10 protein-coding genes are annotated in these 11177 nt (G+C 69.8%); 1 reads left to right on the top strand and 9 read right to left on the bottom strand.

Features of this window, described 5'->3' with window-relative positions:
* The coding region (locus NT132_RS12155; RefSeq protein WP_297789284.1) for an NADP-dependent isocitrate dehydrogenase at nucleotides 1-1184 on the bottom strand (1184 nt) is incomplete at its 3' end.
* Nucleotides 1185-1335: 151 nt separating this feature from the next.
* On the opposite strand from NT132_RS12155, the gene NT132_RS12150 reads away from it, so the two are divergent.
* Nucleotides 1336-1788 (top strand): GNAT family N-acetyltransferase, encoded by a 453-nt coding sequence (locus NT132_RS12150; protein WP_297789281.1) that lies wholly within the window; start codon nucleotides 1336-1338, stop codon nucleotides 1786-1788.
* Nucleotides 1789-1804: 16 nt separating this feature from the next.
* Here the strand turns inward: NT132_RS12150 and NT132_RS12145 are convergent, their stop codons facing one another.
* From NT132_RS12145 to NT132_RS12110, 8 genes are all read right to left on the bottom strand, one after another.
* Nucleotides 1805-3616 carry an ABC transporter ATP-binding protein gene (locus NT132_RS12145; RefSeq protein ID WP_297789278.1) on the bottom strand — a complete coding sequence of 604 codons (1812 nt, stop codon included), beginning with the start codon at nucleotides 3614-3616 and terminating at the stop codon, nucleotides 1805-1807.
* Nucleotides 3613-5415 (bottom strand): ABC transporter ATP-binding protein, encoded by a 1803-nt coding sequence (locus tag NT132_RS12140; protein WP_297789275.1) that lies wholly within the window; start codon nucleotides 5413-5415, stop codon nucleotides 3613-3615. The genes NT132_RS12145 and NT132_RS12140 overlap by 4 nt, the downstream gene beginning before the upstream one ends.
* 247 nt (nucleotides 5416-5662) lie before the next feature.
* On the bottom strand, nucleotides 5663-6151 hold the full coding sequence (locus NT132_RS12135) for a methylated-DNA--[protein]-cysteine S-methyltransferase (RefSeq protein WP_297789272.1): 489 nt from the start codon (nucleotides 6149-6151) through the stop codon (nucleotides 5663-5665).
* A complete protein-coding gene (locus NT132_RS12130; RefSeq protein WP_297789290.1) occupies nucleotides 6148-7617 on the bottom strand; it encodes an AlkA N-terminal domain-containing protein in 1470 nt (489 codons plus the stop codon). Before NT132_RS12130 ends, NT132_RS12135 begins: the two co-directional genes overlap by 4 nt.
* Before the next feature lie 86 nt (nucleotides 7618-7703).
* Nucleotides 7704-8774, bottom strand: a complete 1071-nt coding sequence (locus tag NT132_RS12125) for a glycosidase (protein ID WP_297789269.1) — start codon at nucleotides 8772-8774, stop codon at nucleotides 7704-7706.
* 2 nt (nucleotides 8775-8776) lie between these two features.
* Nucleotides 8777-9616 carry a carbohydrate ABC transporter permease gene (locus tag NT132_RS12120; RefSeq protein WP_297789266.1) on the bottom strand — a complete coding sequence of 280 codons (840 nt, stop codon included), beginning with the start codon at nucleotides 9614-9616 and terminating at the stop codon, nucleotides 8777-8779.
* Nucleotides 9613-10506 carry a carbohydrate ABC transporter permease gene (locus tag NT132_RS12115; RefSeq protein WP_297789287.1) on the bottom strand — a complete coding sequence of 298 codons (894 nt, stop codon included), beginning with the start codon at nucleotides 10504-10506 and terminating at the stop codon, nucleotides 9613-9615. Before NT132_RS12115 ends, NT132_RS12120 begins: the two co-directional genes overlap by 4 nt.
* A 58-nt stretch (nucleotides 10507-10564) precedes the next feature.
* Nucleotides 10565-11038 carry an extracellular solute-binding protein gene (locus tag NT132_RS12110; protein WP_297789262.1) on the bottom strand — a complete coding sequence of 158 codons (474 nt, stop codon included), beginning with the start codon at nucleotides 11036-11038 and terminating at the stop codon, nucleotides 10565-10567.
* Between the last annotated feature and the right edge of the window lie 139 nt (nucleotides 11039-11177).

The following is an 11177-nucleotide window of genomic DNA, read 5'->3' as shown; positions in this document are numbered from 1 at the left end:
CCGTTGGCGATGACGTCGTCGATGGTCGCCTGGTAGACGCCCGCGTAGGACGAGTCCGGGATGACCGCGAGAGTGTCGTCCTCGCCGCCGTCGACGCCCCAGAGCTTTCCGCCGTTGCGGATGAGCGCGGGCATGGATGCGTCGACGATGACGTCGGAGGGCACGTGCAGGTTGGTGATGCCCTTGTCCGAGTTCACGTAGGACAGACGGGCGCCGCGGGCGAGGTCGGCCGTGATGGCCTGCTGGATCTCGTCGGCCTTGCCGGTCTGCGCGAGCCCCGACAGGATGGCGCCGAGACCGTTGTTGGCGGAGAGCCCGGCCTCGCTGAGCGCGTCACCGTAGGTGTCGAACACGTCGGCGAAGTAGGCCTTCACGACGTGGCCGAAGATGATGGGGTCACTGACCTTCATCATGGTGGCCTTGAGGTGCACCGAGTACAGCAGGTCCTCGGCCTTGGCCGTCTCGAGGGTTTCCTGCAGGAAGGCATCCAGGGCCTTCGCCGACAGGAACGTGGCGTCGATGATCTCGCCGGGCAGCACCTTGAGGTCGGTCTTGAGCACGGTGACCGTGCCGTCCTCGGCGATGTGCTGGATCGTGAGCACGTCGTCGTCGGGGATGACGACCGACTTCTCGTTCGTGGCGAAGTCGTCGTGGCCCATCGTGGCGACGCGGGTCTTCGACCCGGCGGCGAACGGCTTGTTGCGGTGCGGGTGCTTCCGCGCGTAGTTCTTCACCGACAGCGGTGCGCGACGGTCGCTGTTGCCCTCGCGCAGCACCGGGTTCACGGCGGAGCCCTTGATGCGGTCGTAGCGGGCACGGATGCTCTCCTCCTCGTGCGAGGAGGGGTTGTCCGGGTAGTCCGGCACGTCGTAGCCCTGCGACTGCAGCTCGGCGATGGCCGCCTTCAGCTGCGGGATCGAGGCCGAGATGTTCGGCAGCTTGATGATGTTGGCTTCGGGGAGCGTGGCGAGACCGCCGAGCTCGGCGAGCGCGTCGCCGACCAGCTGCTCCGGGGTCAGCCGCTGCGGGAAGGTCGCGAGGATGCGGCCCGCGAGCGAGATGTCACGCGTTTCGATCTCGACGCCCGCCTGGCCGGCGATCGCCGTGACCATGGGGAGGAAGGATGCGGTCGCGAGTGCCGGAGCCTCGTCGGTGTGCGTGTAGATGATGGTGGAATCTGGCACGTGTGGTCTCTCCGTACGAGCGTCGTGGGGGTAGATCCTCAGACTATCGCACCCGCGAAAGTATCTCGACGTCAAGATACTTTTCGCCGTTCATGCACAGCTCGGCGAACCGACGGTGGAGTGGGTGCACCCAGCACGTTAGCCTGTGTCCATGACGGAGCTGCGCCTCGAGGAACTGTCCGCCACGACCATCGTCGCCGTGAACTCCATGTCGCTCAAACCCGGCCAGGAGCAGTTCATCGCACCGGTGAGCTACGGCACCGCCGCGACGGTCGTGAACCCCCGCACCAGCTGGCAGCGGGTGGCGCTCGACCGCAACGAGGTCGTCGGGTTCATCAGCGCGAGCTTCGATCCGGACGAGCCGCAGGAGTACTTCCAGTCGGTGCTGTGGCGCATCAACGTCGACGCCGACGACCAGGGACGCGGCGTCGGCCGGTTCCTCGTCGATGCGATGCTCGCCGAGGCCCGCGAACGCGGCATGACCCACGTCGACGTGATCTACGAGGAGGGCGACGACGGCCCGCAGCCGTTCTTCGAACGGGTCGGGTTCCAGCCGGTCGGCGAGACCGAGTTCGGCGAGACGGTCGCCCGCATCACCCTCTGACGAGATACCCCGGGGGTCAGACCAGAGACTCCCGCCACGCGGCGTGCAGCTGCGCGAACTTGCCTGTGCCGGCGATGAGCGCGTCGGGGGTGTCGTCCTCGATGACCTCGCCGTGCTCCATCACGAGCACGCGGTCGGCGATCGCGACGGTCGAGAGCCGGTGCGCGATGATGATCGCCGTGCGCTCGGCGAGCAGAGTCTGCAACGCCTCCTGCACGAGCCGCTCGCTCGGGATGTCGAGGGATGCGGTGGCCTCATCGAGGATCAGCACCGCGGGGTCGGCGAGGAACGCGCGTGCGAACGAGATGAGCTGGCGCTGCCCCGCGGACACGCGCCCGCCACGCTTGTTCACGTCGGTGTCGTAGCCGTCCGGGAGTGCCTGGATGAACGCGTCCGCACCGACCGCGCGGGCGGCGGCCTGGATCTGCTCGAGGGTGGCGTCGGGCTTGCCGAGCGCGATGTTGTCCGCGACGGTCCCGCTGAACAGATACGCCTCCTGCGTGACCATGACGATCGCGCGGCGGAGGTCGGCGGGCGAGAGCTCGCGCAGGTCGATGCCGTCGAGCGTGATGCGCCCCCGCGTCGGGTCGTAGAACCGCGAGACGAGCTTCGCGAGCGTCGACTTCCCGGCGCCCGTGGTGCCCACGAGCGCGATCGTCTGCCCGGCCGGGATGTCGAGGCTCAGGTGCGGCAGGATGGTTCGGCCGTTGCCGTATCCGAATTCCACGTCTTCGAAGCGCACGTGCCCGGATGCGGCGGGCAGCGACGCCGGACGCTGCGGGTCCGGAACGCTGGGCTCCTCCTCGAGCACGCCCGAGACCTTCTCCAGCGCTGCGGCGGCGGACTGGTACTGGTTCAGGAACATCGCCACCTCCTGCAGCGGCGAGAAGAAGTTCCGCACGTACAGGACGGCCGCCAGCAGCACGCCGACCTCCAGCGCTCCGGTGGACACCCGCATCCCGCCCCAGAGCAGAACCGCGGCGAGCGTCACCGCCGAGACGGCCATGAGCCCGGGCTCGAACGTGCCGAACAGGCGCATGGAGCGCATGTTGACCGCTCGGTAGTCCTCGCTCAGCTCCCCGAACTCGCGGTCGTCGCGGTCCTCGGTGCGGAAGGCCTTCACCGCACGGATGCCGGTCATCGTCTCCACGAACTTCACGATGACCTTGGCGCTGACCACGCGCGACTCGCGGTAGACCAGCTGCGAGCGGCGGTAGAACCAGCGCATGAGGAGGGCGAGCGGCAACCCCATCACGACCAGGATGAGGCCGGACTGCACGTCGATGAGCAGCAGCGCGATGAGCGTGAACCCGCCGTAGAGGACGCCGGAGACGAGCTCGTTGAGCCCACCGTCGAGGAGTTCCCGGATGCTGTCGAGGTCGCTGGTCTGCCGCGAGATGATGCGGCCGGAGGTGTAGCTCTCGTGGAACTCCAGGCTCAGTCGCTGCGTGTGACGGAAGATGCGGGTGCGCAGATCCAGCATCACCGCCTGCGTCAGCCGCGCAGCCACCAGCACGTACCAGCCGATGAGGGCTGCGCCGCCGATCGCGGACAGGGCGTACACGAGGAAGACACCGACGGTCGGCAGCCAGTCCGCGTGCTCGATGACGGCGGGGAGGGCATTGTCGATGCCGTAGGCGATGAGGCTCGGGCCGATGACGCGCAGCGCGGTCGAGACGACGAGCACGACGGCCGCGAGCGCCAGGTGGCCGCGGACGGGATGCATGAGCCCTGCGAGCAGCCGCTGCGAACGGCGCCGGATGTGCACACTCTCGGTGCGGGTGTAGTCGGAGCGGTCTTCGCCGCTGGTGCCGGTGACGCTGGTCATCGCACGGCCTCCGTCCGGGTGTCGGCATCGTCGTCGTTGAGGCTGGAGATCACGTAGCGGTAGTGCTCGGACTCGCGCAGCAGGTCGCTGTGGCGACCGACCGCGGTGATCCGGCCCTCCTCCAGCAGCGCAACCCGGTCGGCGAGCGCCACCGTGGAGGGGCGGTGCGCGACGATGAGCGCGGTGGTGTGGGCGAGCACCTGCCGCAGCGCTTCTTCGACGAGCGCCTCGGTGTCGACGTCGAGCGCGGACAGCGGGTCGTCGAGGACGAGCGCGGCGGGACGGGCGGCGACCGCGCGGGCGAGGGCGAGCCGCTGGCGCTGTCCGCCGGAAAGACTCATTCCCTCCTCCCCGATGACCGTCTCGACGCCGTCGGGCAGGTCGTGCACGAAGGCCGCCTGGGCGACCTGCAGCGCCTCCTGCAGCACGCGCTCCCCCTCCGGTGAGGCCGGGTCGAGGTCGTCACGGCCGAGGAGGACGTTGTCGCGGACGGATGCGGAGAAGAGCGTGGCCTCTTCGAACGCGGTCGAGATGTGGGTGCGCAGTTCCCGCAGCGTGAGATCGCGCAGGTCGACGCCGTCGAGGGTGACCCTCCCGCCGGTGACGTCGTAGAGCCGCGTCGGCAGGGTGGTGAGCGTGGTCTTACCGGACCCGGTGAGCCCGACGAGCGCCATGGTCTCTCCCGGTTCGAGGGTCAGGTCGATGCCGTTGAGCAGGTCGCGCTGCGTCTCGGGGGCGTCCTGGTAGCGGAAGTGCACCCCCTCGAAGACGAGCCGGCCGTGCGGTTCGGCGATCGTGGCGGGCTCCGCGGGGTCGACGATCGTGTTCTCCTCGTCGAAGACCTCGAACACGCGGTCGGTGGCGGTGCGGGCGTCGAGCAGGAACGAGAAGAGGAATCCGATCGACTCCATCGGCCAGCGCAGCACAGTCGCCATCGCGAAGAACGCGAACAGTTCCGACACCGTGATGAGGCTCTGCTGCGCGAGCACGATGCCGGTGACCAGGCACAGCGCGAACGCGATCTCCGGGAGGAGGGTCAGCCAGAACCAGATGGCGCCGACCGCACCGGCCTTCCGCAGTTCGGTCTGACGCAGCGTCTCGGCCTGCCGGGTGAACTTCTGCAGGGCGTGCCCGCCGCGGCCGAAGGCCTTGAGGACGCGGATGCCGTGCACGCTTTCCTCCACCGCGGTGGCGAGGTCGCCGGCCTGGTCCTGACTCTGCCGGGTGAGCACCCCGTACTGCTTCTCGAACCGGAATCCGACGTACCACAGCGGCGCGGAGCACAGCAGGAAGACGACACCGAGCGCCCAGTGCCAGCGGAAGAGGACGACGGTGCCGACCAGAATGGTCAACGCGTTGACCACGAGCATGACGAGGCCGAACGCGAGCCACCGGCGGATGAGGCCGATGTCCTGCATCATGCGGCTGAGGAGCTGCCCCGACTGCCAGCGGTCATGGAACGAGACGGGGAGGCGTTCCAATCGCTGGGTGAACCGGGTGCGCAGCTCGTACTCGATGCGGGTGGACGGCGCGAGGATGAACCAGCGCCGCAGCCACACCAGTCCCGCCTCGGCGAGACCGAGCGCGAGGATCGCGACCGCGCCCCCGGCGATCGCGCCCGGGTCACCGGTGGCGATCGGGCCGGCGACCACGGCTTCCAGCACGAGCGGGATTCCCAGGGCGACGAGGGCGGCGGCGAGCGCGCTCACGGCGCCCGCCAGCATCCGGCGCATGACCGGGCGGGCGAACGGCACGAGGCGCGCGAGCGCGCGCGGGGTGGACAGTGTCGAAGATGACATGAGCCTCAGGGGGACGGAGCGGATGACGGACGCGACCCAGTTCCGGTCGCGGCGAGGGAACGAGCCGGGCGCTACCCGGCGATGATCCGCGGGCTCTGCTCTGCGCGGAGGACGGCCGGCTCAGCGGTGGCGGGCTGAATCATGGGTCCTCCTCGTCGGCGTCGGGCTGTCCGCACGACGGCGCGGCAGCCCTCCAGCCTAGGCTGAGTGTCGGCTGGACGTCAATCACGCGATCCCGGGCGCGCCCTCACGCCGCGGCTTCGCGGGCGAGGAGGCTCCGCTTCACGTCGAGCCCCCAGGCGAAGCCGCCCAGCGACCCGTCGCTGCGGACCACCCGATGGCACGGAACGAACAGGGCCGGGGCGTTGCGGGCGCAGACCGACGCGGCGGCCCGCACCGCCCGCGGGTTGCCGAGGCGGCCGGCGAACTCGGTGTACGTGAGCGGGCGTCCGGGCGCGATCTGCCGCAGTGCCCGCCATCCGGCCAGCTGGCCCACCGTGCCGGTCTGCGCGACCTCCACGCCGTCGATCGCGGTGACGTCACCGTCGTAGTAGGCGCGGACGGCGGCCGCCGCATCCGTCTCCCCCTCGCTGATCATGGCGGGTCGGATGCGGAGCCGGGCGAGCACGGCGTCGGGGTCGGCCGTCCAGCCGGAGGCGAGGACGCGCCCGCGCTCGCCGACGAGCAGGGTGAAGGGGCCGTCGGGGGTATCGAGGGTCTGCAGGGTGGCGGTCATGAGGTCTCCCGAGGTGTCAGAGGTGTCGGAGGTGTGGCGGCGGCGTGCCACAGGTGCGCGGTGAGGTAGCTGCGCCAGGGCGCGGTGCGCTCGGCCCACGCGGTGAGCGGTCGTGGCTCCGCAGGGATGCCGGCGGCGGCCGCGCCGGTGCGGACGGCGACATCGCCGGGCAGGAAGACATCCGGGTCGCCGGTCACCCGCATCCGCACGTAGTCGGCGGTCCAGGGGCCGATGCCCGGCAGGGCGAGGAGCGCAGCACGCTGGGCGAGCGGGTCGTCCCCGGTGCTGAGGGTGAGTTCTCCCGAGGCGAGCACGGCGGCCGCGCCCGTGACGGCACGGATGCGGGCGGCGGGGCCTCGCAGCACCTCCGCACCGTGCGCGGCGATGGCCGCCATGGTGGGGAACAGGCGGTCGGTGCCCTCGTGCGGGTCGGTCCGCTCTCCGAGCGCGTCAGTGAGCGCGGTGAGCGCGGTCCGGGCGGCGCGAACCGTGATCTGCTGGCCGATCATCGCGCGGATGAGCATCTCGTGCGGGTCGGCGACTCCGGGCACCCGGATCCCCGGGGTCGCGGCGACGAGCGGGGCGAGCGCCGGTTCTGCGGCGAGCGCCGCATCGATGGCCAGCGGGTCGGTGTCCAGGTCGAACAGTCTCCGGACGCGGGTCACGACGAGCGGCAGATCGGGCATCGCGGAGACGCGGGCACGCAGGCGCAGCTCGCCGCCGTCGCGGCGCACCTGGAACCACGCGGGTCCGCCGGGCAACCGCAGCGTGCGGGCGAAGTCGTCGGTGCCGGCGATCTCGACGCCGGCCACCGCACGCGCCGCCATCCACGCGAACACCCCATCGAGGTCTATGGGGCGCCGATGCGCGAGCAGCAGGTCGATCTCGCCGGGGGGCGCAGGCTGCGGGCCGTGTCCGCGGGCACGGAGGGCCGTCGGGGTCATGCCGAACACCTCGCGGACGGTGTCGTTGCATTGCCGGATGCTGGCGAACCCGGCCGCGAACGCGACATCGGCGACCGGCATCGCGGTGCCCACCAGCAGCATCCGCGCGGTGTGTGCGCGATGCGCACGGGCGAGGGCGAGCGGGCCCGCCCCGAGCTCGGCGGCGAGAAGGCGCGTGAGGTGGCGGGTGGAGTAGCCGAGCCGCGCGGCGAGTCCCGGCACGCCCTCGCGCTCCACCACGCCTTCGGCAATGAGGCGCATGGCCCGGCCCGCCGCATCCGCCCGCAGGTCCCATTCCGGCGAGCCGGGCGCGGCCTCCGGCAGGCACCGTTTGCAGGCGCGGTATCCCGCCTCGTGCGCGGCGGCCGAGGTGGGATAGAAGGTGACATTGCCCGGGTTCGGGGTGCGGGCCGGGCAACTCGGCCGGCAGTAGATGCCGGTGGTGCGCACCGCCGTGACGAACTGCCCGTCGAAGCGAGAGTCACGCGCATGGATCGCGCGATACCGCTCGTCGAAGGTCATCCCTGCCTGGCTCACTCCCCCAGCCTGACATGCCTCCGCACCACAGACTCGCGGGTTTCGGACATCGCCGTGCGGCCTCCGCCGTGTCAGTCGGTGCGCTCGAGCTCGGCCACGCCGATCTTCGAATCGGCCATGCCGTAGAACACGAAGTACCGGCCGTCGATCTCCTCAATCGCGGTGGGGAAGACGACATTGGGCACGATCCCGCTGCGCTCGTCGTCGGTCTCCGGCGCCAGCAGCGGCTCGGGGGTGCGCGCGATCACCCGCGACGGGTCGTCGCCGTCGAGCAGGAGCGCACCGGCGGCGTAATTCACCTTCTGCTGCTGTTCGAACGCGTTGTCGATCACGCCGGTGACGCCGTGGTGCAGCACCAGCCACCCCTCCGGCACGCGAAGCGGGGGCGGTCCGCCTCCGATCTTGACCGCCTCGAACGGGAACTCCGGCCCGGCCACGAACCGGTGCTGCTCCCACAGCACGAGGTTCGCGACGTCGGCGCGGACGGCCTCGAGCGGGATGTAGCTGATCCAGATCGACTGCCGGTCGTCCGTGATGCCCGCCGGCAACCGCACCCCCTGTCCGGGACGCGTCTCGCCGAGATCCCACATCGGGCGGTGCAGCACCGCCAGCGCCCGGGTGCCGTCCGGGGCCGTGACCGGCTCGGGGAAGAACACGGTGTCCTTGTTGTGGAAGAGGTTCAGGTCCGTGTCGAGTTCTTCCTGGTACCGGAAGAGCGCGGGCCCGAGCCGGCGCCAGTCGCGCAGGTCCGCCGAGACGGCGACGGCCGTCCGCGGCCCGAGCGGGCCGTACGCGACGTACGTCATCACGTGCAGCCCGAGCGCCTCGATCCAGGTGACCCGCGGGTCTTCGACGCCGGCGTTGTCGGCGCCGCGCTCCCAGCCGCGGTCGGGCGCGAGCACGATCCCTTCGCGGGCCACGGAGACCGGGATGCCGTCCTCGACGATGACGCGAGCGAGGCCGACCCGCGAGACGTTGCCCTCCGACACGAGCCGCGGCAGTAGGTACAGCTGCCCGTCCGGGCCGCGGCCGGACCCGGGGTTGAGCACCCCTTCGGCCTCGTTCGGATCGCCCTGCGCCGGGGTCATGACGATGCCGAGGCGGCGCAAGCGGAAGGGGACGGTGGAGACGGATGCGGTCATGATCAACCTTTCACGGAGGAACCGAGGTCGTTGGAGACGAAGGATCGCTGGAAGACGACGAACAGGGCGACGGCGGGGATGGCCAGCACCACGGCGCCGGCCATGATCGCCCCGAACGGATTGGACATGGTCGCGGCGGCGTTCGACATGAAGTTCGCCAGCGACACGGCGAGCGGCTGCAGCGTGGCGTCCTTGGTGATGAGGAACGGCCACAGGAACTCGTTCCACGGCCCGATGAAGGTGAGCAGGATCACCGTCAGCAGGGCCGGCCGCACCAGCGGCAGGGCCACGCTCCACAGCAGCCGGAACTCCCCCGCCCCGTCGATGCGGGCGGCGTCGAAGAGCTCCCGGGGCACCTGCAGGAAGTACTGCCGGAAGATCACCACCGCGGTGGAGTTGATGAAGAACGGCAGGATCATGCCGAGGTAGTTGTCCGACAGTCCGTAGTCGCGGGCGATGAGCACGTAGAGCGGGATCATCAGCAGCTGGAACGGCACCACCTGCACCAGCAGCGCGAGCGCGAACGTCGCTCCGCGTCCGCGCCACTGCAGCACGGCGAGGGCGTACCCGGCCAGCGTGCCGAAGACCACGGTCCCCAGCAGCACACCACCGGTGAAGATGCCGGAGTTCACGAGCCCCTGCAGCAGGTTGATGCGCCCGTTGATGGCGGTGTAGTTGTCCAGGGTGAGGTTGCCCGGATTCGGGAAGGCTCCCGCGAGGGAGGGGTCGACATCCCGCTGCAGCGATCCCACGATCATGTACCAGAAGGGGAACAGGAACAGCACCGCCCCGAGGCTGAGGACGACGTACAGCGCGACCTTGCTTCCGAGTGCACGTTTCATCGCTCCTCCCCTCCCACGAACCGTCGCTGCACCGCGGCGATGATGAGCACCAGGATCATGAGGACGACCCCGATCGCGGCGGCCATGCCGGGGTTCCCCTGCTCGATGCCCTTCTGGTAGATCAACAGCACGGGCGAGGCGGACGCACCGTTCGGGCCGCCGCCACCGGTGAGCAGGTACGGCTCGGTGAAGAGGTTGGCACCGGTGATGGTCGACAGGAGCACCACGAGCAGGGTGGCCGGCCGAACCCCCGGCACCGTCACCGAGAAGAACGCCCGCAGGCGCCCCCCGCCGTCCATGGACACGGATTCGTACAGTTCGCGGGGCACGTTCTGCAGGGCCGCGAGGTACAGCAGGATGTAGAACCCCAACCCCTTCCAGGTGACGAAGAACGCGATCACCGGCATGGCGAGCGAGGAGTTCACCAGCCAGGACGGATCGGGTGCCAGCGGGCCGAGCAGCGTGTTCACCAGACCGTTCTTGGAGAACAGGAACAGCCACACCGCCACCACCGCGACGGATGCGGTGACGTAGGGAACGTAGTAGCTCACGCGGAAGAACGTGCGTGCCCGGACCACACGGTCGAGAGCGTTGGCGAGGACCAGCGACAGCACGACGGTGAGCGGGACGTTGATCACGAGGAAGATGCCCACGTTGGCGAACGACTGCCGGACGGCGGGGTCGGAGAACACCTGGACGTAGTTGTCGAAGCCGACGAAGGGCTGATCGACCTGCGCGCCGGGTGCGGCGAAGAAGTAGTCGTGGAACGACATCCACACCGCGAAGCAGACCGGGTAGGCGAAGACGACGAGGAGGAAGACGAGGTAGGGCGCGGCGAGCGCCAGTCCGAGGGGCTGACGCCCCAGGAGCCGGCCCCGGGCTCCCCGCACCCGGGGCCGGACGGGGCGGTCACCCCCGGTCCGGCCGCCGGTGGCGGTGGCGGTCACGTCAGTTCCCCGCGACCAGTTCGTCGATCTTCTTAGCGGTGTCGCTGAGGAACGTGTCGACGTCCTCGTCACCGAAGATGACCGCCTTCGAGTATCCGTCGCGGAAGGTCTGCCACATCTCCACCGAGTTGGGGACGTTCGGCACCTCGACGGTGCGGGAGGCCTGGTCACCGAACTGCTCGTAGGCGGGGTTCGCCGCGAAGTAGTCGGGGTAGGTCGCGGTCAAGTCCTGGCGAAGCGGCATCTGCCCGGTCTCTTCCAGCCAGATCCCGTCCTGCTCCTCACTGGTGGCGAACTTCAGCACGTCCCACGCGGTGCCCTTGTTGTCGCAGGCGGTGAACATACCGACGTTCTTCGCGTCGCTGAAGGTCCAGGTGTCCTCGGCGGGCGTGCCGTCCTGCGTGGGAACCGGCACGACGCCCCAGTCGACGTCGTCGCCGTACACCTGGATGGCCCACGGGCCGACGATCGCCATAACCACGCCCTTTTGCGTCTAACGCAGGTTCGGGTGGCGTTCTAGGTGTCGCTGATCGTACAGGAGGGGTCCGGGGCACCTGGTGATAGTGCGGATCGAGTTGCGCTCGTACCGAGCGTTCGCGTTAGATGCATAATGT

This window comes from Microbacterium sp. (genome assembly GCF_026393345.1).
GTDB lineage: Bacteria > Actinomycetota > Actinomycetes > Actinomycetales > Microbacteriaceae > Microbacterium.
Note: the sequence above shows the minus strand (reverse complement) of the source record. Positions and strands in the feature narration are given on the sequence as shown.